The sequence below is a fragment of the Comamonas sp. AG1104 genome, from assembly GCF_003350425.1.
GTDB classification, from domain to species: domain Bacteria; phylum Pseudomonadota; class Gammaproteobacteria; order Burkholderiales; family Burkholderiaceae_C; genus Comamonas; species Comamonas testosteroni.
Map to the genome: position 1 here is coordinate 876,964 of NZ_QQAS01000001.1, position 25,353 is coordinate 902,316.

Genomic DNA, 25,353 nt, shown 5'->3' on the forward strand with positions numbered 1-25,353 from the left:
CTAGATACTGAACTGCCCATGCGCCAGCCGTATCTCTCAGCGCCATTGGAAGAACAACTTCTTCCGAGCTTGGGCAGTTCCAGCTTCGATGCGTCAAGGGATGGTACGCAACTGGCATACAAGCATTCCGAAACACAACAAGGCGATATTGGATGCGTTAAGGTCCGCCCGCACCCTCTATCAGCCTACGTGAATGCGAGTACCTGCTGATAGAACCTATCCATGCTCTATGCCGCAGGACAGTGGCCTAGCTGGCCCGAATGGGTAGCTTGTAAAAACTGCATGCTGAACTGTTTTGATCGGCCCACTTATTGGGAATCGTCCTAGCTTTGAACTTTGCACGGCGACTTATTAATGCACAGCTCTCCAATGCATCGTTGTGCGGCATGCCTGCGTGAGAGGTGGACGAGGAAAATGCCATCGCGGCTGACCTAGATTGCTACTACCAATTTGAATCGCCCGGTCTAGGACCATCTGCATGCTGCCCCAAGTACTCGCGAAGGTAGTCAACAAAGCAGGTCACCTTCGCAGACAGGTTTAGACGCTCAGAGAAAACAGCGTGAATGTCGGCTGCCGGCGTTTCATAGTCCGCTAGAACTTGCGTCAATCGGCCACTACGCAGGTATTTGGCGACATCCCATTCAGCACGCATTAAGATTCCTTGGCCCGCCAAAGCCCAACCAAGAGCTACTTCACCATCATTGGTACTGAGTGTTCCGTGGACCTTAATGGTCTCCGATCGATCACCTTTAATCAATCGCCAGTTCCCGTAGGCCCCCGAGTTTTGACGTAGCACGATGCATTGGTGCTGTGTCAAATCATGGGGGTATACCGGCGTTCCAGATGCATGCAAATAGGTGGGTGAGGCAACCAGCAAACGGCGGTTCGACGCCACCTTGCGGGCAATCAACCGCGAGTCAGGGATCTCTCCGAAGCGGATCGAAATGTCAATGGACTCGTCGGGCAGACTCACTGGTCGATCTGTCAAATGCAGTTGAACTGAGACCTCTGGATAGTCTTTGCTAAAGCCTGAAATAGCCGGTCCCACATAGGAGCGTCCAAATCCAAGAGGCGCATTGACCCGCAGCATCCCCTTTGGGGCTGCACGACTGCTGGACACAAGACGCTCCATGTCATCAATGTCGTTGAGGATGCGCTGGGCACTCCTGAAATAGACCTCCCCCTCGCTGGTTAGGCTGATGCGCCGCGTTGTGCGGTTGAGCAGTCTTACACCCAATCGGTCCTCAAGCAGCGCCAGTCGTCGAGACACGGCAGGTGGTGTCAGGTTCAGTTCACGAGCTGTTGATGCCAAGCTTCCTTGTTTGACCAGCAAGCAAAAGAACCCAAGTTCAGAGTCTTCTTTCATTATTCAGTTTTTTGCACTTATAGATTAATTTTAAGTCTATTCATCAGTGATGTGGTGTGACTTACAGTCTGCCCATCTTGGCTCCCACGATATTGAACACAGACCAAGATGAAGGAGACATAAGTGGAAAACGAGCTTGAAAAGCGCACGCTGCGCAAAGTCGGATGGCGCATCGTGCCGTTCATCATGTTGCTGTACTTCATTGCGTACATTGACCGTGTCAACATCGGATTCGCCTCTCTGACCATGAAGGACGATCTAGGCTTCACGGCCTCTATCCTGGGGTTCGGCGCTGGCATCTTCTTTTGGGGCTACTTCATATTCGAAGTCCCCTCGAACATCATCTTGCACAAGGTCGGTGCACGCATATGGATAGCACGAGTGATGGTGACCTGGGGGATCATTTCCGCAGGCATGGCTTTCGTCCAAAGCTCGACTAGCTTCTACGTAATGCGATTTCTACTGGGTGCTGCCGAAGCAGGGTTCTTCCCTGGGATCATTCTGTATCTCAGCTATTGGTTTCCAGCCCGCCGCCGTGCAGGAGTCACTGCTTTATTTATGGCAGCAGCTCCCATATCCACTGCATTGGGGTCACCGCTTTCCGCGGCCTTGCTGGAGATGAACGGCGTGATGGGGCTGCACGGTTGGCAATGGCTGTTCATTATTGAAGCCATACCTGCTTTGATACTTGGTGTAGTGGTCTTTTTCTATATGACCGACAGGCCCGAGAAGGCCTCCTGGCTCAAGGATGATGAGCGTGCCTGGTTGGTGCAGGCAATGAAAGCCGAAGATGCGGGCAAGGCCGGAAGTGGTAAGCACGGAAGCTTTGCAGGATTGACCAATCCTCGCGTTTTGGCATTGGCTCTCGTCTACTTCGGCACCTCGGCTGGCCTGTATACCCTTGGTATCTGGGCTCCGCAGATCATCAATCAGCTGGGCGCAACCTCAATGCAGGTTGGTCTGCTCAATGCGATCCCACCAAGCATTTCGGTCGTAGCCATGATTCTGTGGTCACGTCACTCTGATCGAACCAACGAACGGACGTGGCATGTCGTATTGGCCTGTTTGGCTGCAGCAACCGGCCTGGTCATTGCTTCGGGCTCGAACAGCCTGATCGGCTTAATCGCCGCACTGACATTGGTGAACATTGGCATCAGTTGTGCCAAGCCCCCCCTCTGGAGCATGCCGACGATGTTTCTCTCCGGTGCCGCTGCTGCCACAGGCATTGCAACCATCAATTCGATCGGCAACCTTGGAGGCTTCGTAGGCCCCGTCATGATTGGTTGGATCAAGGACAAGACTGGCAGCTTCTCCGGTGGCCTGGCGTTCGTGGCCGGCTTGCTCGTGATGTCGGCGGTGTTGACGCTGATTCTTTCTCGCACGCGGGTTCAGACCGTATCGCCCGTCAATTCGGTCAACTCTTGACTAAACAAATTACAAGTCCCCCTCCCCCACGAACTGAAATTCAGGAGTTACTCATGGAAAAGGAAGTTGCCATTCAGTCCCTCACGGACACCATGGCCAAGTTCACTGCTTATATCGGCAAGCGGCTACCCAAGGACGTCAAAGCCAAGTTGGCAGACTTACGAACAATGGAAACCAACCCATTGGCCAAGTCGGTCTACGACTCCATGCACGGCAACCAGGAGGCAGCTGACAAGCTGAACCGCCCCAGCTGTCAGGACACGGGTGTGATCCAGTACTTCATTGAGGCGGGCGCGCAATTCCCACTGCTCGGTGAGCTGGAAGATGTACTGAAGGACGCTTTGGCTGGCGCAACGAAGCTGGGGCCACTGCGTCACAACGCAGTCGAGACATTCGAGGAAAAGAACACTGGTACCAATACCGGAACTCAGATTCCGTGGCTGGACTGGCGAATCGTTCCGGACAAGGACAGCTGTACGATTGATGTGTACATGGCTGGTGGCGGTTGCACGTTGCCCGGTGCTGCAAAGGTGCTGATGCCAGGTCAAGGCTATGAAGGTGTGGCTGAGTTTGTAATGGACGTCATTACCGAACGCGGGGTTAATGCATGCCCTCCCTTGTTGGTCGGTGTCGGTGTATCCACCTCTGTCGAAACGGCCGCACGACTTTCCAAACTGGCCATCCTTCGCCCGGTTGACTCCCAGAGCTCAAATCCACGCGCAGCGTTGATGGAACAACTGCTCGAACAAGGTCTGAATGAAGTTGGCATTGGCCCACAAGGACTGACTGGCAACAACAGTGTCATGGGGGTGAACATCGAATCGTCTGCACGTCACCCATCCACCATTGGTGTGGCTGTTAATACGGGCTGCTGGGCGCACCGGAGAGGGAAGATCCGCATCAATGCCGATCTGTCCTACGAAATTCTGTCTCACGAAGGAGTTGTGCTGTGAAGAAGATTCTTACGACCCCCATCAGGAACGAAGACCTGGAAGATCTGAAGGTCGGAGATGTCGTGTATCTGACCGGCAAGCTCGTTACCTGTCGTGACGTGGCCCATCGTCGCCTTATTGAGCAGGGCCGCGAGCTGCCGGTTGACCTTGAAGGTGGTGCGATCTTTCATGCGGGACCCATCGTCCGCAAGAAAGACGACGGCAACTTCGAAATGGTCTCCATTGGACCCACGACCAGTATGCGCATGGAGAAATTTGAGCGCGAGTTCATCAAGCAAACCGGTGTAAAGCTAATCGTGGGTAAAGGTGGGATGGGTCCAGAGACAGCTGCGGGTTGCCAGGAGAACAAAGCAGTTCACGCTATCTTCCCGGGAGGCTGCGCTGTGCTCGCGGCCACTCTGGTCGAGGAAATCGAGGATGCGCACTGGCAGGATCTGGGCATGCCCGAAACGCTATGGGTCAACCGGGTTCGTGAGTTTGGCCCCTTGATCATCTCTATCGACACCAAGGGCAACAACCTGATCCAGCAAAACAAGAGTGTCTTCAATGAGAAGAAGAAACCTATCCTCGAGAAGATCAGCAAGCAACTGAGCTTCATTAAGTAAAGCCAGTCAGTGGCGCCAGAGCAGAGCTTCTGGCGTCATTTGGCGTTGTTGCATAAATCGCCTGCTGCCCTCCGGGTAGCCTCGGGTGCCGAGTCAGCCCGCGTCGCCCAAGCCCCGCTACCGCACCACCAACTGGAAGCAGTACAACGCCACACCCAAGGCTCGCGGCTCCTTGACCGTCTGGTTGGACAAGACCATGTCTTGGTTTGCCCCTGCCAGCGGCAAACGCGTCCGCAGTCCGAAGCGTCTCCGATGCGACCATTGACCATCAAGAACTTCTTTGGATTGGCCTTGCGGCAGACCATATGCTTTTTTCAGTCACGACTGGCGCTGTCTGGACTGCTGTGGCCAATTCTCAACTTCAGTACATTGTGTCGCCGCCAACGCAGTCTAGACGTGCAGGTGGCGTACCGCTCTAGCGCAGCCGGCCTGCACCTGCTGGTTGACTCCACGGGCATCATGTTCCTCGGCGAAGGCAGGTGGAAGTGCAAAAAAATGGGCCAGAGCGCTGCAGCCGATGGCGAAAGCTGCACATCGGTATTGATGCGCAAACGCTGCAGGTACGGGCCATCTGCGCTACTTCTGCCGTTCGGCGACAGACCGCTTACAGCTTAGACCTGCCGCCCACGGCAACCGACCGAACGACAGCTTCTGGCCGAACTCAGTCGGTCACGACCAGCAGACTGGCCAGCAGCAACCGGCACAGGCGGTCAGTTCGACCGGAATACGCAGCATATCGAGGTAACGTACCTTCTGCGCATCTTTCCGTGATCGACGGACGGCCAAGGAAACTAGGACAGCAGGCCCGGCACCACCAATGAAAAAAGCCCAGTCACAAGAACTTGTGAGCTGGGCTTTTTGGGTGTGGCAATTACATGCCAGGACTCAGAGAGTCGTTAGTGACTTGCTTAAGCAATTGCTCGTGACGCAGGGTCACAAAGTCTGGGCATGTCAATGTAGCGATGTTGGCTTCAGCCTCGACGCCATCCCAACTATCGTTACACCAGGCACTGATGTCGAAGTCCGACGCAAGATCTGGGGAGTAGATGCCATTGGTTTCGTTGTAGAAGAAAACGACCTCTGGTTTTCCGTTGAACTCCGCTTTCAGGATCACATAGGGGCTATGTATCTCCTGAATGCCGGTCATCAAAGGCGCATCAGCGAGTAATGATGACGCGGCTGCTATCCACCCCTTAAAGGTGCGGAGATCGTGGCCAGCGATGGCAATGGCGACCTGTTCAGCAGTCAGTGCGTAGCTCTGACGATCCGCAGTTGTGCAAAGCGGCTGATTGTTAGTTGCGGTCATTTCCAACTCTCTAAATTGGAAAGGCGCGGCCCGACTGGGCGACAACGCCCGTCCGGGTTAAAAAATCGCTGGCCCTTGGCCAGCGCGAGGTTCAAATAGCTTGCGCTTTAGATGGCGATAACGGACGCAAAGCACACCTTCAGATACCCATCGGAATCCTGGTATCCAGGCCAGTCTTTACTGCAACTGCTCATATCACCTGGACGATAGTTGCAGTGGCCGCAAGATGCGCATAAGTCATCGTCAGCGATGCTTTTGACGCCAAATGACTGGACCTTGAGCAATGCACCGCTCGCCAAGGCATATGCCTCGTGAATAGGGATGCAGTTCTCGCCCTCCTCTGCTGTCACTTCACACGGCCCGAACACCTTTGCCGCGGAAAAGCCAGCCCAACTATCTCCAGCCCAAAAGCCCGTTTTATCTTGTACGAATTCGTGATCCGAGAAGACAACAAACAACTTGGATTCGAGCTGCAGAATTGGCGGCACAAAGCCCAGAATGCGGTTCAGAACCGATCCTATGCCTTCGCCAGGATGCTTTTGGAAAGCGCCCTTCAAGAGCCGCGCATGCATCGTGTCAAGACGCTTGAGCACATCCTGTTCATCGAGTACCGGCCATTCACCTTCTTGTGGCAAGACATCACAGAGCAGAGATGGCACATAGGCTTGATAGTCCTTGGATTGCAGCAAAGCATATGTGCCAAGATCTTCCTCGCTGTCAGTGAACCAAGCCCACACAGGGTTATCGGTTGGCAGCACGGACGGCATCTGTTGGCGAAAGCCCAGCTGTAGCAGTCGTCTGTCGGATTCCGTTTGCGTGTAAGGCTCGTGCTCGATGAAATCATTACTCCCATCGAACATTGCTTCGATAGCCAGGCGATCCATCATTTGGCGAGGGACTACTAAGCCATGCTCTGCAGTCACGGTGAGCAACCAGCCAGAGTCCTTCGACCCGAGCTCCACCAGTGAGGTGTAGTAAATGTCGCCTTCGGAATGAATATTGGCAAAGAATGAGCCTGTTGGGCGGTCGTAGCCGCATTCCAGAACCATTTCAATACCGTTCACGTTCGTTTGATTAATTAAGTGCTTGGACATGGGATTCCTTTCGTTGAAAGCAGAAAGGGCACCGTCCCCCCCAGGGGCATGACGGCGCCCCAAGGGTAAAAAGAGAGTTAGAAGAAGATTACCCAGTGAATACGGGACAAGTTACAGAACCCTGTCTTTCGCTGTGAGCGCTTTCTGGAGCATCGTGCGAAGATGATCCTGTTCCAGTACAACACGAGCCTTATATTTCTCTTTAGCAGATGGTTCCAAGGCATCGTTTGAAGCTAATGTCCAAATTGATGCAATCACCATTACCTGGTCCATCAACAATTCAATGCTCGGGTTTTTCTCTGTATGCACCATGGATTTGTAATTCCTTGGACGTTCAAAGGTGTTTTCGAGGCTCATATTCATCTCCAGTAGATAAGGAAGATGGACACTTGCCCCAGGGCATCTAGTGCCCATCAGGGATTTATAGGTTGACACCCAACTTGCTCATTGCCGCAGACGCCGAAGCCTGCACATTTGCTTTTCGGTATGCCAGGTACGCATCAATGTCTTTGGTACCCACGTACACGGACTTTTGATTGCTCATCAACTCAGAATGGTCCCTGCGACAATCGGAGGCGTAAACAAATGAATAGGCTACTGCCCGCATCCGTTCCTTCACGCTTTGTTTCTCATGAAAGGTCAGATATAGCGACAGGATAAATTCATTGGCTGGTACGTTGAGATACCGCTTATTCAAATGAAACCAATCACCAACGCAACTGCGCGTTTTGAAGTTGTCAGCCTCAAGCAATAACTCAAGCTCTAGCTGAAACTCCACTTCATCGCCATGCCAGCGTGCTTGCGCAAACGCATCGCATTCTTCATTCTGATCGGCAAGAACCGTCTTATCGTAGAACTCCTTATAGCTCTTAGCCCAATTTTCTAGCGGAACCAGCGACTCGGCGAGATCGCGCATCATCGTTGAGGCATCCTTCAATTGCTTCAATTGAGTTGGATTGAGGTTCTCGAAATTACTTTGAGCTTTCACCAATGAGGTGGCGGTTCGCTTCGCATGGGCAATCTGATGTTTGATCTTCGCAACGCCTCGGAGCTGAATTTCAAAGTACCAACGTTCAATGAGCTCCATATCCAATGACGCGCCACGCCTTGAAGCCTTCAATGGATGCAATTCGAGATAGCGTTCAAGGACTGATTTCTTATTCATATGGCCTCCAAATATTCGAACAAAGAAAAACCCACTACCCGACGAATTTCGGGTAATGGGTTGGTTAGAGCCTCTGCTTAGTTATCTGTGCCAGTTGCCTTGCGAGACAACGGGAGCATGATGACATTGGCAGAAGGAGCCGGTGGCTTAGGCGATTTATGGGACTTTTGCAGCTTGTACTCATTGAGAGCCACACGGGTCCAACGAGCAAAGCAAACGCTAAGCGACCAAAGGGCACGAAGCAACTCCAAACACTTTCGCTTGATTCGCGCAGTAGCCTGACCCACGTCATGAGCCTTTGCATATCGAATCTGCGAGCGCTTGACCGTCTCTTCCGCCATCAGATAGGCACCTAGGAACTGAAGTTTCAGATCCGGGTACATATCCAACGTGTTGAGAAATATGCGTGCTACGACAGGGTCGTTGACGCGAGAGATCATCTTCACCAGCAGCTGGCGATCCACGTCAAAAGGCGAGGATGCCGGCTTCTTGGCAGAACGTTGAGATTGATGCATGTGTTGCTCCTAGATGTTGGGCAACACGGTCCCCGACGGGATTGTGTTATCCCGTGGGGTTGAAGAATGTCCTCGCCAGCGTGAGCTGATGCGCATCTCTCAAGGACTCAGATGCTACAAAGCTCCGAAGAGCCAATGTGCGTCGATTTTAGCGCCGAAACTGAGTGCAACGCAATCCTTGCTTCCAGCAAAGCAACCATCATCTCTTAAAATGCCTCATAATATGTTCTGTCATTTTAATGGAGCATATTGATGTCTAACTCTGCGGTGTCGTACAAGGATCTGCTGGCCCAACGCGCAACACTCGAAGCCCAGATTGAAGCAGCACGTAAAAGCGAAATCGGCACAGCCGTGCAACAGATTAAGGGTTTGATCGCGACATATGGATTGACCCAAGACGATATATTCCCCCAAGCGAAAGCAAAAGCAATTCGCGGCTCTGTTGACCCCAAGTATCGTGACCCTGAGACTGGTCAAACTTGGACAGGCCGTGGCAAGCCTCCTGTCTGGATCAAAGATAAGGATCGCTCGCAATTCGAAATCAAATGATTGCAGCAGGTTTGATATTAGATGGCCACTAAGTGGCCATTTTTTATGAGCACTTAAAATAGATCAGGCATATTCAAGTGCCCGCACTTCCTCGCGAGCTTCATCTGGCACAGTTTCTACAGCCGCTCGTTGTTGGACAGGCAATGCTTTCTTGGCTGCCTCCACCACTTCTATTTCTGTGGTGTGCTTGTTCTCCTGCTGCTGCAGCACGCCCTCATCGATAGTGCCCTGGATGATGGGCACCAGGACCAGCACATCGCGGATCTGACCCAAGCGGTAGGCCCGGTCCTCTGCCTGGCGCATCAAGGCTGGCGTCCACGGCATGGAGGCAAATGCCACGATGTTGGCAGCCGTCAGCGTGATGCCCACGCCCGCAGCCATGGTGGTGCCAATGAATACCTTGATGCTTGCGTCCCTCTGGAACGCATCTACCGCAGCCTGCCGACGCTTCAAGCTATCTGAGCCGACCAGCGAGACACAGCCTACGCCAAGGCTGGCCAGGGCCTGTTTAAGGGCCTCCACGGTGCTCATGTACTCGCAGAAGATGATGAGCTTGTCGTCCTCTCCCATTGCCTGCACGGTTTCGACCAGGTACGGAACCTTCAGACCTTCAAGGCATTTACGCAGGCGAACGATCTTGGGCATGGCCTGCAGGGTCATGTCGCCATAGATCTCCTTGTAGACATCGAGCCCCTCTGGCGACAGAGGCACAAACTGCCTCGCCTTGTCACCCAGATCCTTGAGCACGTCCTTGCTGCGACGGATCATCCAGCCCTGGATCGCTGCAGCCAGTGCTGCTCGCTTCTCAGGGCTACCCGCGTAGCTCTTGCGGAACTCAGCCAGCGTGAGACTACCGAGGCGATGGCCCGTGATGCGCAGCAGTGTATGCATCTCAATCTCGCGATTGAGCAACGGCGTGCCGGTGACGACAAAGCATCGCTCTATCCGTGCTGCCAGCAGGAACACATTGCGCGTGCGGCCGCTCTTGTATTCCTTCAGGTAGTGGGCTTCATCCACGGCCATCACCGCGAACTCCAGCTCACTCTCGCGCACTAGGCCGCCCATGCGTTCGTAGTTGCCGATCACCCAGTCACAGCCAGCCAGCGTCGAAATCCGGTCCTCACCGATCATCCCGACGCGAGCGTCTGGGTAGACCATCTTGATCTCTCGCTCCCAGTTCAAACGTAGGGATGCAGGGCATACGATCAGGACCCGGCCGCTGCCAGCAGCCATCCGGGATGCCACGACCGTCTGGCGGCTTTTGCCCAGGCCCATGTCATCGCCCATGCAGGCGCCCGATTGGCGCAGCATATGTGCGACGCCTTCGGCCTGGTAGTCGCGCAGCACGCCACAGGCGACCAGGCTGGCCAGGGCCACCCGGTCATACGGCATGTCATCGACGTGGCCATGCTCAGTCGATAGGAAACCGGTGCCCTCTTCTTCACCAGGCCCGCCGCCCTCGCCCAGCGGTGGCGATGCAGCGGGCACGCTGATAGGCGAGCCTTCGTTGCCACTTGTGGTCAACTCTTCGATGACCACCGGCTGCTCATGGACGAATACGAACTCCGACGACACGCCGGCAATGCTGGCCAGCCGCTCCATGATGAGCTCAGGATCGGCTCTGACTTGCCACGCTGACGCATGCTTGTGGAAGTAGCCGCCCAACGAGCGCATCGCCTTCACGCATAGCGGGTCGTAGGTAAAGCTAACCGCCCATGAACCGCGTGCTAGGTCTCCCTTCACCAGCGGGAAGATCTGAACATCGAGCAACTGCGAGAAGTAGTCGGGATCAGGAGCTGCGACAGCGGCGCGCAGTTGCACATCGAGCTGCTCCATATCCACGAAGTGCCCAGCAAACGCATGCTTAATCACATCGTCGGCATAACTGGAGTCGGTAGTTTGAAGCAGCCACATGCGCCGAGCTCCACTCCACCAAGCATCGTAGTTTGCAAGTGGACGGCTCACACCTGGAACTGCCAGGAGCTGCAGGCCGAGCCTGCGTCCATCCGAGACGGCTTTGATAAGGAGATCCGGCGGGCGGATCGTGACGGGCCTAGGCAACATCAAAGCCCCTCGCGAACAACTCTTGTTGCTGGTGACTCATAACCCCAACCTTCGGCCATCCATAGCGCCCATGTGAGCGTTGAATCAGAAACCTGCAGCCCCGATATAAGCGGATCAAAATCGCTGGAACACTTCAAGATAAAAGTGTCGTAGGACTTCCCGATCAGAGCGATATTTTTATTGAACACATCCTGGCAAGTATTGGCCCATGCCACAGGATCGAAATTCGTATCGACTGGATCGGGAACAACGAGCCCCAAAAATTGATATTTTTCTTGCACCATATTCTCCTGTGGACTCAATTGGCGACTGAGCATGCGCCACAGGAAAACCGATATTTATTCTGTCATCTGGTAGCTGAAGTTATGACGGACAAGCCATAACCGCACCACCGCATCAACGCGACTATCAAAGTCGCCAATCAACATAGAGTCCGACTGCGACGATTCATCGTATGTGACCGTGAGACGCGTGTGCCAGGTACCATCAAACTGGAGCTTGCAATATCCCACGCATACATCCTTGCCATTGGAATCTCGCACGACTAAGAATGCGGGTGCGTTTTCTTCATTCACCTTTTGCGATGGCGCAACCACCATGGTGAATCGACCATCGACAAGCAATGTGATGTCGTCCGAGGCCTGTTGATCGGGATGTAAAGTCAAGATGTGCTCCTTGGTTAAAAACGGTCTTTAAGCAGGCTGGCCTGCGTGGTAGGGTTCCTGCACTTCGCCTGAGGAGCCATCCGACTGCTCCGTGGACGAGCGGCGTGAAGCCTCGAACTCAATGGTCTTCACACGCGACAGCAGAAGTGCGACATCCTGGGCCTCGATCTTGAACACCATCACTTGACCGCCAGTAGCCTCATCGCGCGCCATGTACTCAAGCTCTTCCCCCATCACTAGCACTCTGGCTCCCTTGCGCAGGAGCCGCGCGGCATCGCGAGCCTTCGCTCCGTAGATTTCCACCTCGCGCCAAAAACCGCCAACCTCTTCGATTCCGCCCTCCTCGGTGCGGCCGTATCGGCTGAACCGAACACGCATACTGGCGACATCAAACTCGCCGTTAGGCCCACCCTTGAGCGTCCTGAGACTAGGAGAACTACCCAGGTTTCCCTTGCCGATAAACAATTGCGACATATCCAATTTCCTTGCAGTGCTGATTGAATGCCCGAGCTGCTGCACCAGGTCAGCCCAGGCACGGACTTAGAGGGTCGAAATCGGGGAGCGTGGATAAAGAAAGACAGGAGCCTTGTCCACGCTCACGCGAATACGCTTGATATCTCCACGCGTCTGCTGGTGCTCCTCATTCAAGGCCACAGCGCGTTGGGACGCTGCCATGCACCATTGACGGAGTTCACTGGGCAGGCCTGACGCAAGCTCCTCCACCTCTTCAAAGCTCAAATGGCGGTTAGAGCCCATGCGTTGGCGCCAGCGCAGAAAGACATAGCCCGTTGTGCTTTTCTGGTGCACGACCAGATAGAAGCTCAGTCCTGGAACAGATTTCGACTTCTCGGACAAATCGCGCATCTGTTTCAGGATTGCGTCGATGCCGTCAAGTTTCTGGCGCAATCTGGACAGGGTGCCCCTACCCGTAAGGGCCTTTACGTCAGCTCGATCTTGACAGTCCTGATCCGCCAGGGCTTGACGACCCCACAGCACGTTGTTGACGACTCGGCCACGACCGGTGTGCTGCGAAGCCCCTTTTATTTCCAGATCCCTTTTCACACCAATCCCTTTCAATATCAGTTCCAAACGACTGCGCGCGGTCTTAATCAGCGGTGGCTGTAGCTTCTGGGCCAGTAGAAGCGGATGCATCGGAGCCATGCTCTTGCGCCTGCTGCAATTGGTCGCCAACTTGCTGCAGCAACGCACGTTCGGCTTCGCTGATGTTGATGAGCCGGCGCGAATGCGAAGGCTTCACTTCGGCCTTGTAAATCTGGGCTGGCACTGCACCAAACGTGCTCACCACAAACTGAATGCGCTTCGCAGCTTCCGGGTCTGCACTGAACCAGTCAGAACGGCTCAGCTCACGAATCTCTGGACGGCCAAGCCATTTGTCGAATCGGGCAGTGCCATAGAACACGCCAAGGATGGCGCGGCTCATTGCGCTCAGCACAGCACGCGCCTGCTCATCACTCAGCAAGTTCTTGCGCTGCAGCGTTTTCTGGATACGAACAAAGTAGTCGTAGTCCACGATCAACATGGAGATCGCATAGCCGTAAGGGCTGCGGAATCCGAGGTTCAGGGTCATAGGGCGAGCGGACTGAACGATGCTCAGGCTCAGGCCGCGCTTGCGCTGGCTCTCCAGCAGCTCCTCGGCTTTAGCGATTTGGGTGCGCAACGACTCTTGAACTTGCGAGATGCCGTACTCATGGCGTACCAGTGCCCAATCTGCATATGGGTTGTCACGGCTCGTCAGTGCCCAAAGGTTCCGCAGAGAGGAAGCAACACGCTTGCCGCCAATGATCGCGTTCAAGCGCTTTTCAGGCTCCCCAGATCGCCCCTGAAAAAGTCGGTGGGCCTCGATGGTGTGAATCGTCATCTGGTCCACGCCTTCGTTCGTCAGCGGCCCGAGATCATCAATGCCTTGTGCTTCGGAGTTCGTCACCACCGCGTCCGCACCACGACGATCGCGTCGCTCCGCTTGCATCTTCTGGAATTGCTCTTTGCGATCTTCCAGCTCTACATAGCGATCAAACAAAGGATCGTCTTCAGACGCGCCAGCCTGGATGAATGCCGCCAAAGCAGCTTCTTCACCAGCAATTGAGTAGCCGTCACGAAATGGCGAATTCGGGTCGGTGGCGAATTTAATGCCTGGTGCACCTGCACCCAATACACCGGCCAGCATTACTGGCTGAAAGCCGGGGTCTGTTTTGATTCGATCAGTAGCCAAGGTCTTCTCCTTAAATTAAATACTTCGTCTATCCAGCGTCCGGGACTTCTCCCGACTTCCCGCCCTCGTCGGCACTGGCGTTCTCTATTGCCACTTGCGCAGCTTCTTTAGCGATGTCTTCATTCCAACCGTCGATAAATGGAAAGTGCTTCTTACTAACTGATGGCAGCCGCTCGGCAATGGGCTGTCTTAGCAAATCGAGTACCGCATCGCGATTCACGGTCACCAGCGTTTTCGTGTTCTTCTGCACGCGGACATTAATAAATCCGGTCTCTTGCAACCGCTGGAGAGTTCGTTTTACGGTGGGTAATGGAATGGTTCGGCACAGTTCGACTTCAGTGATCGACCCAGACGTAATGGCGATCTCTCCAATATCCCCCCGCTCTTTGAGTAAGACCCAAAGAACCGCAGCATCCGTGTAGCTTCTGAATTGCTGAACGAGCTGAATAAATAGATCGTTCCCTGATTTCTGATAGCTCATATTGCTTCTCTTGAAAATTGCTGTGGCTCATTTCGAGCTACATGGCACTAAGTGCCGCGTGGTTCATTTCGAGCCACATGGCACTAAGTGCCGTGTGGTTCATTTCGAGCTACTTGGCACTGAGTGCCATATGGCCCATCTCGGGTTATTCGGAAGTCAGCTCATTTCTTCGCCATTCCGACCTTCGCTGCCCGCTCATTGCGAAGAGCAAGCAACTTGGCACGCGCCGCTTCTTTGCCCAAAGGCCCATTGCCTTCGACCGCCACTCGCACTGGATTGGCGACGGCGTTGGCCGATCCTTCGTGAAAAGCTTTCAGCGATGCTTCTTTCTGGGCCTGTTGAGCATCGGCCTGTTTGGCTAACTCAATGCGCTCTGCAGCGATGACGGGGGCATACGCCCAGATGCATTCGCCGTCTCTATATTTCTTCACCACACTGTTTAGCCAGGCCACTGGCGACTTCACTTTATGAAATCGCCGGTTCGCACCTTCCATCTCGTCCAACGCTTGCTGTTGTTGCTCAAGGGGAAACTTGGCCAGCACCTTGGAGAGGGACGCGTGCAGTGACTTCTCAATCCAGGTGGGGAAGATGAGGCCAGAGGCAAGTCCGGCGTTCAGCTTGTCCGAACTCGAAGACTTACCACCCTCACCTGCCTGAACGTCAGCCGTGCTGCTGGTGTTCACCGGCGAAGTAGTAGTGGATTGAATAGAAGTCCTTTGAATATTGATTGCGGGAAACGGCAGATCAAGCCTGCAGGTTTCGTCCAAAGAGTCAGGCTCTTGTTTGCAGGAAACGGCAAACGATTCCTTCGCTCCACCCTCGCTACCCTTATCGCTAAAGCTCTTCGCTAACTCCTTGCTGGCATTGGAGATTTGCTCCGACTTGGCGGGCTGCTCACTGATCGAAGAAGTAGCTCCAGCTTGTCGGATTTCGACAGGTTTGTGAGGCACCAGATCGTCGTTCAAAAAAGACAGCAAGAGATCGCGCGGGCGGGGAGCAGGAGGGGTCGCGGACAGTCCAAGCGTCGCTTGCGAGAACGCGAATGAAAGGCCGGACAGGTCCAGCGTCTGGTTCGTGGCTGGAGCGCTATTTGACGGTGCAGCCTTCGTTGACGCCGCAGGAGTAGCCTTGTCCGCGTCAGCCTTGCGAGGCAAAGGCTTGATGCTTTGCCCACGCAGGCACAGCAGAATGGCGTCGAAGTTAATGCGGACCAACGCTCCGCCGATGCCGACCTCGTTAATGAATCCAGCCTTCTTCAGCCGCTCCCGAGCATTGCGCTGGACCTTCGGACCGAGCACAAGCGCTGTTGAGATTTCATCCTGGCTGACCGGGATAGCGCCATCGGTGAGCTGGCCTAGCTTCAGACACTCCCGGTGCCGCTGCAGCAGATAGGCCAAGTACAGCCCGCCTGCGATGCTTCCAGCCACATCAGCCAGGGGCTTGTAGTAGACCTTGCAGCCCTTGAACCAGCTACTTGCCAAGTCCCACGTAAGTTTCTGCCCCTTGCCGCGCATGGCCAGTGCCTTGGCGAGTGCAGGTACGTTCAGGCGGTAGTTCAGCACCGCAGGACGCCCAACGAGCATCTCTTCGAGAACGCCCTCGCCCATCAGCAGCTCGCGCACACTGGCTTGCTCGGTGCGGGTCAGCCCAATGGCCGACTTCCACTGCTGCAAGGACATAAAGAACCAGCCACCGCGCTCGGGATGGTTGCGGAGACTGTGGCGCGTCCAGTAGAGCGCCATGCCCACGAAGATGGCGGCTTTGTGGCCGAATTTTTCAGCCAGCACCGGATGAAATGGAACGAAACCTCGATCGTCCAGATGCAGAAAAATTTGCTCGGCACCCTGGTGGATCGGCGCATCCTCCGGCAGTTCATAACGAACTGTTGGAATTGCTGCGAGTGAAAGAGAGCCGCGCACTGACAAGCTCCATCAGTGCGCAGCTGCGGCTACGGAGGTTGTCGCTGCACTGCGCATTGCGCTGGCCAAGGGCATGGCTTGCTGCTGCAAAAGCTCAAGCAAGCGCCGCTTCGAGATCCGATAGGTAATGATGCGGCCCTGACCAGCTTGCTCATGCAGGATGCCCAAGTCCACGAGGGTCTTGCGGCAGGTTTGCTGCTGTGCCCTCGTTATGCCGGTGTCCTTGGTGCAGCATGACGATGACATAAGGATTTCGAAAAAATCCTCCGACTCGCTGCGACGTTCCCGCTCCATCGCATAGGTAAGCCAGAGTGCGCTCAAGACGTTACCAGTGAGATCCACGAATGCGCGATTGATGGTGATGGGCTCTTGGCCGATGAGTTCCAGAAACAGTGCGGACTTCAGAAATTCACTATCACTATTCGACAGCTGGGCGGATAAATTCTTGGTGTTCTTCATGTTCAAGCTATATCGATAATGGTTGTAAATAGAACGTCCTACGGCTGATTTATTTTCCGACCGGGAAAGCATTTCTCCTTGGAAGAGCCAGGCTATCCTCGTCTTCAAACTCTTTGAGTGTTGAATAAAGCGAGTCGATGGTGTACTCCGCAAAACGAGAATGCAGCTCGAAAATCCAATCACGTAGAGATTTCCCAGGCGCCGATTGGCTGGTAATTTCGGCCCAAGCTTGATGAATCTGATCCCGAACATCAAACTTCTTGGGTAATTTGGCCCTACCACCGGTGACGCTTCCACCAACCAATTCACGCATCCTACGAATATCGTCTGCGGAGCGCTTAAAAAGCCGGGTAATCAGTGCACGCGATGCGCCATTACGCACAAAATATTCGCAAAGTGCATCGTCTTGCCGTTGTCGGTCCAGGCCTTCCAGTTGCTGCCGGAGTTCGCCAGGAGAAAATACGAGTTTAACCCTCGTTAACTTAGTAGAAATATCCAGAATATCGCGAGTCTTGCGATGCCGAAGTTGGTCAATCAGTTCGGCATCGCAACCCATCTGCAATAACTGATCTATTCCAACCTCGGTTTCGATAGCACGAATTACCTCCGTCAGCAGCAGAAAATTTAACTGCGGATTCGTGTGAATATCGACGGGAACAATATGATCTGTCATTGCTTAACTAACGTGTTTATTCCGTAAATAACGGTTTATAGGCTTCGCGGCTATCCTCTTGCACGGCGATATTAAATTCAGCGAGTGTTTGCATCAGTGCAGACAAGCATCTAGCAACCGCCGCATTGCCGAAGAGATACCCATAATGGTCAGAAGTGACATAAAGCTGCCCATTCTTCCCGCACAGAATTGCTCTATCTGTGCACTCCTGACGGAACGTATCAACGCCAGCCTGAATAGCCTTTACCCAGCGGCTTTCTGGGTCGCATTTCGAGAGTAGGTTTGCGTTGCACTGCCCGGTTTGCGTTGCAAGAAATGGCCAGAGATACACACGCAGAGTTTCGAGTTCTTCGGAGAGCTTTTGATCGCCCAAATACGACATACGTTCTGGAATATCCACCAAGAACCCGTATGGCAATGCCGGCATTGGCTTCACGAAGTCCGACAACGGTACGACAGCATTCAGATCCACAAGATTCTGCGATAGCCGTGCGGAAAACGCTGCCAGCTTGTCTGCTGGGCCAGCACCCGCCCCTTGCCGATCGGCCTTTGTGGTGGCTCTTTTACTGCTAGGCGATGCAGCCGCCGACACGCCGCCAAGCATTCCCGACAGTGGCGCCTGCTTGGCTTGCTGTTGCACCTTCTTGTTCTCGCTCTCTATCGAGCGCATGTCCTCAACAGAAAGCTTCGGGTCCTGGAGATAGGACTGGACGACTGACTCGATATGGTCGGCGGCAATACCAAAGTGCTTCGAGGATACAGACTGGATCTGGGTGAGCAGCGATTGAACATCCAACTTGACCTCTGTCCGGCTTGCAGGATCGGCCTCGGAGTTCGCTTGCTCCATGGCCTCAAGATCGGTCGCGTGCATCAAGAAGATTTCCTCGATGGAGTTTTTGACCTCATCACGCTTATCAAACTTAGATGCCATTTCGTGAAGTGCTGAAACGGTAGGACGAATATTTATATTCACGTCAGACGTTTGAAGCCAATTACCAATCAACGCGAGATTTTCGACAGCGAAGATGAAGTTTTGAACCATCCTCACGCCATAGCTCAATCCAACCTCTTTAAGTGCTTTATTAAGTTCGGTGGCGGAGAATGATTTAGCAGTCTCCTTCTCAATTTCACGCTTGTAATTCATCACGCCCTGAGCTCGCTCCCAGAACGAAATATCACTTCGATTGTCGTTTTCGCTCAAGTGCGCGGCAATGACAGCAGCCTCGCCAGGCCACTTTCGAGTAACGACATGGATGCGCCGCAGTTTCTCGACGCCTTCATTCACCAGCTCTTTTGCGATCTCCACACGAGTATTTCCGCCACCATATGGAAAATACTTCTCCGTGGGGTTTCGACGCGTAACCGAGAACATGTTGGTGATGCCATCGACCTTCATACTCGCTTTGATTTCCGCCCGCTGGGAATTAGCTTTCTTGCGAGGATTCAGCGAATATTCATCAATATCAAAAACATCCAAGACGATGATGGAGCCATCAATCTCATCCATCGGATCAAAACTGGTAGTTGATCTTTCAGAGTCTCGATGAAGAGCTGCTTTAGCCGCCTCAAGACGTGCTTGATTTGGAGTGAGCTTTGGTTTATCTGGTGCAGTCATAGCTGACGTCCCTTGCTTATTTCCAGGGGACGTAGTTAGGTTTAGCGAGGCTGCCCGTTCGCGAGCAGTCATGGTTTCAGGTGTACGCATGCTTTCCTCCTAAAATTAATTGGAGGGTGCGTTCAGATCGAGATATTGGGGGTGGTTAGATGCGTACATCTCCGACACGCTGGGCACAATTTCCCAAAGAAGGGAATGAAGCGTGTTGGAAGCTTTCACTGGATCAACCCAATGCACTGGAACTCCGGCACTGGCCGCTTTTTTCCAAGCCGTTGCATCGGGAACATCGGTATCCAGCATCGTGATTTTTCCGCTCAGCTCAATAAAGCTTTCGCGAATCATTGCGGACATTTCCTTGCTATCGCTAGTCTTCTGGCTTTTATTGAGAAATGCCTTCATCTGAGGCATCTTCAAGCCCATGCTAGACACGCTATCGTGGCGTTCAATGAGTGCCTTCACATTTGCGATGAACTCGCGAGCAGAGATCATGTCTGGCGTTGCAGGCACAAGAAGCAGATCAGCAGCAACCACTGCAGCATCTTGCAGATGACCCACAGCACCTTGGGTATCAATAATCACCACGTCATATGCGCTAGCGATTGCAGGGTGCTTCAAGGGATTCTTGAAGCTGAACTGCATGCTCACTGGATTGCGATTGGCCATCCAGACCTGCAAAGACGAGTCCTTGGCGTCAGAGCGAACGATATGCAGGCAACCGCCCTCGCTCTTAGGTGCCTTCTCAAGCTTGCCTTGATAGGAAGTCGGTGGCAGTTGGCAATGCGAGATGCAGTCCGGGGTCAGTGCACCAGACTGCACCAACTGCGTGAGCCCAAAAGGTGCCGCATAGCGCAGCTGGTAATAGCGTGAGAGCGACGGCTGAATATCGCCGTCGATCAGCAGCGTCCTAAAGCCGATGTCGTGCAGCAGGCCGCCCAGATTCGCAGCTGTAGTTGTCTTGCCGACTCCGCCCTTAGAAGCCAGAACAGTGATGATGAACATTGAAAGTCCTCGTTGAATGGTTGTTGATCCATTCAACGGGAGCTGAAGTTCGCTCGCGCATTGGTAGGCCGTTGCGACCCAAACTTAGGCCGCAGTGGCCCTCAGAAGCCACCCTTGATCGATGGTTATTTCGTAACCTTTTGTTGAATATCAGGCAAAAAGCCTTGACTTCCAGCTTAAAAAAGTGTCAGAAAATATACATCGCATCTGATTTTTAAGGAATGCTTCAACTGAGCCGTGAGAACGCGATTGAGTCGATCGGATCGAACTTGCTCATGCTGCTGAGCACCGTCAATGCCTTTGGCCGTTCACGAAATTTTCAGACTGTTCTGATTTATCCCGCGCAGTTCCTTAACGATACTGAAAGTCAACAGGCAAGTGAGTCGCAGCAACGATGGCTTCTGACTTTTGCCAGAAGCGCTAGCAGCCAGTTTCTGGTGATCCATCGGACTTTGACTGTGCCCTTGAAAGCTAGCTTATGAATATAGGCAGGCCTTCTTAGGCCGAGCTGCGATAGGAGCCCGTCGTAGGCGCGGGGTGCGAGCAGAAAGCAAAGCCACCTCCGCAAAAAAGGAGTAATCATGAAGGACGACTGCGCCATGAGCGTTGAAGTTGCAACGCTATCTGGCACGAGCCGACTTGTTGATCGAATTTGCGCCGGCGTCTTGGCCGGTGAGTTTTCGGTGGCGTTCCAACCGATCATTGACGTCCACTCTGGCCGCACGGTGGGGGCCGAAGCTCTATTGCGCTGGCAACATCCGGAGTTCGGTCAGCTCTTGCCTGGAGCCTTCGCTAAAGCGCTAATGAAACCCGACGCCGCATGGGCAACCACAGCGTTTGTCATTAATGAAGTGTGCCGACAACTCAGCGCCTCGATGACCACCTCCTCTGCAGGCGTCCCTGGAAATGGCGCCGAGCTGCAGTTCGTGTCATTCAATGTTTTGCCGTCCCAACTTCATGACCCAAGGCTTGAAACGTTGATCCGCTGGTCATCTTTAAGACATCGTATCAATCCATCGCTGATTTTGATTGAATTGCTCGAGTGCGAGCCGATAGTTGATCAAGCCGAGCTGCAGCAAGACATTGAGAGGCTGCAGCGGCTGGGAGCGCGTGTTGCCATTGACGACTTTGGCAGCGGCGCATGGACCTTAAGCGATCTGGCCAACCTCAAGATAGATGTCGTCAAAATCAGCGGTGAGCTCGTGAACCGAGGCTCACTGGAGTCAAGAACGAGGCCTATTCTTGGCGGCATGATCGGTTTGCTTTCAGATCTTGGCGTCGCGGCGGTCGTGGAAGGGATCGAGTCGATGGACCAACGAGCTTGGATTGAAACGCAGAAGCCTGTTATGGCGCAAGGCTATGGCTACGCGAGACCTCAGCCTTGTCTGCGCTCTGCACTAGATAATCGGCTGCACCAGATCGATCGGAGTGCCTGCTGCCCTCCCCTTGCAGTTGTTTGAAAGCTACGAAAGAGCACACCGGTGGTGCTCAAGGACTGACCTTGCCGCGACAGTGGGCGCACCAGACAGGTGGCCGAGCACTTCCCCCTCAGATTTCGATACGGCAGTCGTTCGAGTCAACCATTCCTGCCACGCTCGAAATCACAAGGGTTGTACACTCAGTGCTCCTCTAGCAGTTTGCGAGATGCAAATAGCTCGGCATCGTTGCGGATACCAAGCTTTCGAAGTGCCGATTGCTTTTGCGTGCTAATCGTCTTAGAGCTGCGAGCGAATTTCGCCGCGATGTCGGACACGGACATGCCCGCGAGATAGCAGCGCAGCACTTCATGCTCGCGCGGACTTAAGCTAGAGATCGCAGATAGGCTGGAGTCGGAGGCCGATGTATTCTCGGCGCTCATGACTTTTTTTCTCGCAATGCGAGGGTCCGGCATTGCGCTGGACATGAGCTTACCGGACAACTCTGCGCTGATGTACGGACGGCCGCTCGCGACGACGACGATTGCATCTGCGAGTTTGCTGAGATTTTCGCTCTTGCCGAAAAAACCGAGCGCGCCCGCACGCATTGTCATGTTGACGGTCGCAGGCGTATCGCTACTCGACGTCATCAGGATCTTGCATTCCGGGAAACGTGTACTGATCAGCTTGACCAGATTGAGGCCGTCGATCTCGCCGGGACCTAGTGTGTAGTCAAGCAACACAACGTCTGCTCGATTCGCCTGGAGCCAGCAAATTAAGTCACGCGATTTCCCGAAGCTCGCCACCACCTCCATGTCGTTGCTCTCTGCCAGATAACTGGAGATCCCATGCTGGACTACGGCATGGTCGTCCAGGATCACGACCCGGATCACCCGGTGTTCTGGCCTCATTGCTAACCCTTTCATTTTTGCGAAATGGCTTTGAATGGCTGGATCATCTTTAGTCATCATAAGCAGCTAGCAATGCGGATGAGCATCGGAATCAGACCACAGCCTTTCAAGATAATTTATATGTCCTCCACCTAAACCGGTCGGAGGTTCGCGCCTATCACTCGCGTCCGAGCAGCTTCAGATAACTTAGGGCTGCACAAAGGATGCTATGCGCCTGGCGGCGTTGCGCTTGCGATGCACGGCCTATGATTGCAGGCTCGTCTCTCGACTTGAACCAGATTCAGACGAGCGATACTGCTGTAGATATGCACCACTATGCCGGATCGACATTATCGCAGCCGCTCAAGCAATGCGGCCGATTCATTACAGCTCGACCGAGCCTGTGGTGGAAGTACGTAAGCATGTTTAATTTGAATGGACGCTCGATCCTAATCTGTCTGGTGTTCGGGCTGACGCCGGCGCTAGGGTGGGCAAACGGAAGGCCTCAGTTTACGCCGGAGGAACAGGCATGGATCGCTACGCATCCCGTAGTTCGGACTCGTGTCGATCCAAGCTGGCCTCCGTTCGAATTTCGACAAAATGGCAAGATCGTCGGTGTCGTTCCGTCATTTCTAGAGGCAATCTCGCGGATTAGCGGGTTGCGTTTCGAGTATGTCGACGATGTCACCTGGCACAACTCGGCGGAGGCGTTGCGCTCCGGCAGGATCGACATCGCTCCAGATCTGACCTGGCGCAACGCGCTTGATGCATGGAAGGTGCCTCATCCCGATACCAGCTCAGGTATCCATGCAGGTTCCACCCCGGCCTCAGTCCGCGACAGCCTCATCTTCAGCCGCCCCTATTTCGTCGGCACAGTGTTTGTCGTGTCGTCAGAGCGTCTGAACCTGTTAGTCGACGCCCGTAATCTCGCCGGCCGGCGCATTGCCATCAAGGGCGGAGGTGCAATTGAAGACGCGATTCGCCATGGCGACATCCCCGTCATTTTATTGACCTACGACGATGATCGGGATGCACTTGCGGCGGTCGCCGAAGGCAACGCCGATGCCGCTATCGGCCCGGACGTGTCGATGCTGCCGCTCGTGCAGCGTCAATACCGCGACAAGCTGTTCGTGTCCGGAGGGCTACCGGACACTCCGTACGCTCTCTCTATTGCGACGCGCAGCGACCTGCCGGTGCTCGCCTCGATTCTCGATAAGTCCCTCGCCTCGATCCCGGCGCGCGACGCCGAGCAGGTCGTGCATCAATGGATCGAGTCGACCGACTACGGCAAACCGTCGCTTCAATCGATCCTTTACTACCGACGCTGGCAGGTAGCGGCAGCTGGAGCCGGCCTGCTCGCGCTGATAGCAATCGCATTCGCTGCCTGGCGCTCGCGCGTCGCGGCCGTGCGCAGCGAGCAGGACAAGGCGATGTTTTTCGCATTTATAAGCCACGAGATCCGCACACCGATGCACACGATCCTGTCTTCGCTGGAGTTGCTGCAACGCGCGAAGCTGCCGCCAAAGCAGGCAGGTCGCGCGGACGCGGCTGTGGCTGCGTCGGAATCACTGCTGGCATTGCTCGACGACCTTCTCGAATACTCGCGCCTAGAATCACGCAACGTGGTGCTCGCACCCGAGCCTACATATGTCGAACCCTGGGTACAACGAAGTGCCGATATGGTGCGCTGGAGGGTCGACGAGAAGAAACTGGGCCTCGCGCTCGAGCTCGCCTGTCCGCCAGGGCTGTGCTTGCTGATCGATCCGATGCGCACGCAGCAGATCGTGCTGAATCTGCTTGTCAACGCCATCAAGTTCACATCGGCCGGTTCGATTACGCTGCGTGTCGACTACCTCGACGGTAAACAGGGCCGTGCCGGATCACTCGTGATTGAGGTCTGCGATACCGGCATCGGCATTGCGCCCGAGCGCCAGCGCCACATTTTCGAGCCCTATCAGCGTGTCGAGCACTCGAGTACTCGCCGTGTCAGTGGAAGCGGATTGGGGTTGTCGATCTGCCGCGAACTGGTCGATCTGATGAAAGGTGTGATTACCGTCAGTAGCAGCCCAGACAACGGCACGGTCTTCACCGTGATTCTGCCGGCGCCACGCATCGCACATGCGCCGGCTGCAGGCATGACCGACACGCGCGACACGCAGTCTGGCCCATCGCTGCCTGTGGCAGCGCAAGCGCCGGTGAAGGCCTACCCGCAGCCGAGCGACAACGGACCGATGGTCCTGGTCGTCGACGACCACGAGGCCGTTCAACACGCGATCCAGCACCAACTTGACGCGCTCGCGTGCCGCTCGACCGTTGCCGACAACGGCGAGCAGGCACTCGCGCATTTCGCGCGGGCCAAGTTCGACATGGTGCTGCTCGATTGCGACCTGCCCGATATCGACGGCTATACGGTCGTGCAACGTATGCGCAACGACGAACGACTTCAGCAGCGGTCGCACACGCCCATCATCGCGATCTCTGCGTCGAGCGGCGACGCACATCGAGAACGGTGCTTCGACAACGGCATGGATGGCGTACTGTGCAAGCCGCTCAGGCTCGAGGAACTGCGCCAAATGATCGACCTGTGGTGTCCGTTCGCCTTCATGAATGAGAGCGCACCAGCGGCCGGAGACATGCGAGCGCCGAAAGCAGACTTCTGGGCGGTCTTTCGGCGAAGCGTAGATGCCGATCTGGCAGCGCTTGGCGCCGCATTGTCGAATGGCGACACTAATCGTGCACGTCATGCGTCGCACCGTATCAAGGGTGCCACAGCGATTGCAGGCCATGCAGCGACGAGCGAACTGGCAGCCGAACTCGAGCGCCTGCTTGAGGCTACATCCGGCATCATGCCGTCAAGCATCCATGCTCTAGCTGACGAACTGTTGCGTCTGCATCGCGCCGACATGGCCGGGTTGGACGCCACCGAGCGAAAGTCGGCCGCCCCTGATGCATAGACCGCCGAGAT

25 protein-coding genes and 1 pseudogene are annotated in these 25,353 nt (G+C 54.6%); 7 read left to right on the top strand and 19 right to left on the bottom strand.

Annotation, left to right across the window (positions count from 1 at the left end):
• Nucleotides 1–442: 442 nt before the first annotated feature.
• Complete coding sequence (locus DFO48_RS03840) at nucleotides 443–1,366, bottom strand: LysR family transcriptional regulator (protein WP_114862572.1); 924 nt, start codon at nucleotides 1,364–1,366, stop codon at nucleotides 443–445.
• Nucleotides 1,367–1,489: 123 nt separating this feature from the next.
• Between DFO48_RS03840 and DFO48_RS03845 the strand changes: the two genes are divergently transcribed.
• The 4 genes and pseudogenes from DFO48_RS03845 to DFO48_RS03860 form a co-directional block, all read left to right on the top strand.
• Entirely contained in the window at nucleotides 1,490–2,791 is a 1,302-nt protein-coding gene (locus DFO48_RS03845; RefSeq protein ID WP_114862573.1) for an MFS transporter, read from the top strand.
• A gap of 53 nt (nucleotides 2,792–2,844) precedes the next feature.
• Nucleotides 2,845–3,744 carry a L(+)-tartrate dehydratase subunit alpha gene (ttdA, locus tag DFO48_RS03850; RefSeq protein ID WP_114862574.1) on the top strand — a complete coding sequence of 300 codons (900 nt, stop codon included), beginning with the start codon at nucleotides 2,845–2,847 and terminating at the stop codon, nucleotides 3,742–3,744.
• Entirely contained in the window at nucleotides 3,741–4,349 is a 609-nt protein-coding gene (gene ttdB, locus DFO48_RS03855) for a L(+)-tartrate dehydratase subunit beta (RefSeq protein ID WP_114862575.1), read from the top strand. The genes ttdA and ttdB overlap by 4 nt, the downstream gene beginning before the upstream one ends.
• 85 nt (nucleotides 4,350–4,434) lie before the next feature.
• A pseudogene (locus tag DFO48_RS03860) lies at nucleotides 4,435–4,933 on the top strand (transposase); the annotation flags it as partial.
• Between the two features lie 287 nt (nucleotides 4,934–5,220).
• On the opposite strand, the gene DFO48_RS03865 reads toward DFO48_RS03860, so the two are convergent.
• The 5 genes from DFO48_RS03865 to DFO48_RS03885 form a co-directional block, all read right to left on the bottom strand.
• The gene (locus DFO48_RS03865) at nucleotides 5,221–5,655 is read right to left on the bottom strand and encodes a hypothetical protein (protein WP_034400596.1); all 435 of its coding nucleotides are present in this window, start codon (nucleotides 5,653–5,655) and stop codon (nucleotides 5,221–5,223) included.
• A 107-nt stretch (nucleotides 5,656–5,762) separates the two neighbouring features.
• The gene (locus tag DFO48_RS03870; RefSeq protein ID WP_003054969.1) at nucleotides 5,763–6,749 is read right to left on the bottom strand and encodes a hypothetical protein; all 987 of its coding nucleotides are present in this window, start codon (nucleotides 6,747–6,749) and stop codon (nucleotides 5,763–5,765) included.
• 111 nt (nucleotides 6,750–6,860) lie between these two features.
• Nucleotides 6,861–7,106: a hypothetical protein gene (locus tag DFO48_RS03875; RefSeq protein ID WP_003054968.1), complete on the bottom strand. Its 246-nt coding sequence runs from the start codon at nucleotides 7,104–7,106 to the stop codon at nucleotides 6,861–6,863.
• Between the two features lie 64 nt (nucleotides 7,107–7,170).
• Nucleotides 7,171–7,914 carry a hypothetical protein gene (locus DFO48_RS03880; protein WP_003054966.1) on the bottom strand — a complete coding sequence of 248 codons (744 nt, stop codon included), beginning with the start codon at nucleotides 7,912–7,914 and terminating at the stop codon, nucleotides 7,171–7,173.
• Nucleotides 7,915–7,991: 77 nt separating this feature from the next.
• The gene (locus DFO48_RS03885) at nucleotides 7,992–8,429 is read right to left on the bottom strand and encodes a hypothetical protein (protein WP_003054965.1); all 438 of its coding nucleotides are present in this window, start codon (nucleotides 8,427–8,429) and stop codon (nucleotides 7,992–7,994) included.
• Nucleotides 8,430–8,681: 252 nt separating this feature from the next.
• Here DFO48_RS03885 and DFO48_RS03890 point away from each other — a divergent pair, with 252 nt between their 5' ends.
• Nucleotides 8,682–8,978, top strand: a complete 297-nt coding sequence (locus tag DFO48_RS03890) for an H-NS family nucleoid-associated regulatory protein (protein WP_003054963.1) — start codon at nucleotides 8,682–8,684, stop codon at nucleotides 8,976–8,978.
• Nucleotides 8,979–9,041: 63 nt separating this feature from the next.
• On the opposite strand, the gene DFO48_RS03895 is transcribed toward DFO48_RS03890, so the two are convergent.
• The 12 genes from DFO48_RS03895 to DFO48_RS03950 all read right to left on the bottom strand — a co-directional run bounded on the left by DFO48_RS03895 (nucleotide 9,042) and on the right by DFO48_RS03950 (nucleotide 20,083).
• The gene (locus tag DFO48_RS03895) at nucleotides 9,042–10,892 is read right to left on the bottom strand and encodes a DEAD/DEAH box helicase (protein WP_059441057.1); all 1,851 of its coding nucleotides are present in this window, start codon (nucleotides 10,890–10,892) and stop codon (nucleotides 9,042–9,044) included.
• A gap of 149 nt (nucleotides 10,893–11,041) precedes the next feature.
• Nucleotides 11,042–11,326, bottom strand: coding sequence for a hypothetical protein (locus DFO48_RS03900; protein ID WP_003065071.1), 285 nt, complete (start codon nucleotides 11,324–11,326; stop codon nucleotides 11,042–11,044).
• A 54-nt stretch (nucleotides 11,327–11,380) separates the two neighbouring features.
• On the bottom strand, nucleotides 11,381–11,707 hold the full coding sequence (locus DFO48_RS03905; protein WP_003054957.1) for a hypothetical protein: 327 nt from the start codon (nucleotides 11,705–11,707) through the stop codon (nucleotides 11,381–11,383).
• A gap of 27 nt (nucleotides 11,708–11,734) precedes the next feature.
• Entirely contained in the window at nucleotides 11,735–12,181 is a 447-nt protein-coding gene (locus DFO48_RS03910; protein ID WP_003054955.1) for a single-stranded DNA-binding protein, read from the bottom strand.
• Nucleotides 12,182–12,247: 66 nt separating this feature from the next.
• Complete coding sequence (locus tag DFO48_RS03915; protein ID WP_230630078.1) at nucleotides 12,248–12,868, bottom strand: hypothetical protein; 621 nt, start codon at nucleotides 12,866–12,868, stop codon at nucleotides 12,248–12,250.
• A complete protein-coding gene (locus DFO48_RS03920; protein WP_233506307.1) occupies nucleotides 12,813–13,937 on the bottom strand; it encodes a PFL_4669 family integrating conjugative element protein in 1,125 nt (374 codons plus the stop codon). Before DFO48_RS03920 ends, DFO48_RS03915 begins: the two co-directional genes overlap by 56 nt.
• Before the next feature lie 28 nt (nucleotides 13,938–13,965).
• On the bottom strand, nucleotides 13,966–14,418 hold the full coding sequence (locus DFO48_RS03925) for a hypothetical protein (RefSeq protein WP_003054949.1): 453 nt from the start codon (nucleotides 14,416–14,418) through the stop codon (nucleotides 13,966–13,968).
• A 161-nt stretch (nucleotides 14,419–14,579) separates the two neighbouring features.
• On the bottom strand, nucleotides 14,580–16,337 hold the full coding sequence (locus DFO48_RS03930) for a hypothetical protein (RefSeq protein WP_003054947.1): 1,758 nt from the start codon (nucleotides 16,335–16,337) through the stop codon (nucleotides 14,580–14,582).
• A gap of 12 nt (nucleotides 16,338–16,349) precedes the next feature.
• A complete protein-coding gene (locus DFO48_RS03935) occupies nucleotides 16,350–16,796 on the bottom strand; it encodes a hypothetical protein (protein ID WP_003054945.1) in 447 nt (148 codons plus the stop codon).
• 49 nt (nucleotides 16,797–16,845) lie between these two features.
• On the bottom strand, nucleotides 16,846–17,469 hold the full coding sequence (locus DFO48_RS03940; RefSeq protein ID WP_003054944.1) for an STY4526/YPO1902 family pathogenicity island replication protein: 624 nt from the start codon (nucleotides 17,467–17,469) through the stop codon (nucleotides 16,846–16,848).
• Between the two features lie 16 nt (nucleotides 17,470–17,485).
• Nucleotides 17,486–19,174: a hypothetical protein gene (locus DFO48_RS03945; RefSeq protein ID WP_230630075.1), complete on the bottom strand. Its 1,689-nt coding sequence runs from the start codon at nucleotides 19,172–19,174 to the stop codon at nucleotides 17,486–17,488.
• 15 nt (nucleotides 19,175–19,189) lie between these two features.
• Nucleotides 19,190–20,083, bottom strand: coding sequence for a ParA family protein (locus DFO48_RS03950; RefSeq protein WP_003054942.1), 894 nt, complete (start codon nucleotides 20,081–20,083; stop codon nucleotides 19,190–19,192).
• Nucleotides 20,084–20,664: 581 nt separating this feature from the next.
• On the opposite strand from DFO48_RS03950, the gene DFO48_RS03960 reads away from it, so the two are divergent.
• Nucleotides 20,665–21,543, top strand: coding sequence for an EAL domain-containing protein (locus DFO48_RS03960; RefSeq protein WP_114862578.1), 879 nt, complete (start codon nucleotides 20,665–20,667; stop codon nucleotides 21,541–21,543).
• Nucleotides 21,544–21,701: 158 nt separating this feature from the next.
• Here DFO48_RS03960 and DFO48_RS03965 read toward each other — a convergent pair whose 3' ends face one another.
• On the bottom strand, nucleotides 21,702–22,424 hold the full coding sequence (locus tag DFO48_RS03965; protein ID WP_370449554.1) for a response regulator: 723 nt from the start codon (nucleotides 22,422–22,424) through the stop codon (nucleotides 21,702–21,704).
• 386 nt (nucleotides 22,425–22,810) lie between these two features.
• Between DFO48_RS03965 and DFO48_RS03970 the strand changes: the two genes are divergently transcribed.
• Entirely contained in the window at nucleotides 22,811–25,342 is a 2,532-nt protein-coding gene (locus DFO48_RS03970) for an ATP-binding protein (protein WP_114862707.1), read from the top strand.
• Nucleotides 25,343–25,353 lie beyond the last annotated feature (11 nt).